We start from the raw sequence: 242 nt of genomic DNA on the forward strand, positions 1-242 counted from the left end.
GTAGGCGGCCGGATCGTCGCCTGCCGCTATGTGCGAGCGGCCTGCGCCAGACACCTCGATGACCTCAAGGCCGCCAAGGCCAAGAGCTACCCGTACCGCTTCGATCGAGACCTGGCCGAGCGGGTATGCCGCTTCGTCCAGAAGATGCCCCACACCAAGGGCGAGTGGGCCCGGGGCAACCAGCGCATCACCCTGCAGCCCTGGCAGCTGTTTCTCTTCTCCACGGTGTTCGGCTGGGTGCG

General features: G+C 66.9%; 1 protein-coding gene. It reads left to right on the top strand.

What is annotated here, in order from left to right; all coding sequences use genetic code 11:
• The coding region (locus tag Q5762_RS39465; protein WP_315897142.1) for a hypothetical protein at nucleotides 1–242 on the top strand (242 nt) is incomplete at both ends.

This window comes from Streptomyces sp. P9(2023) (assembly GCF_032436795.1).
Taxonomy (GTDB): Bacteria; Actinomycetota; Actinomycetes; order Streptomycetales; family Streptomycetaceae; genus Streptomyces.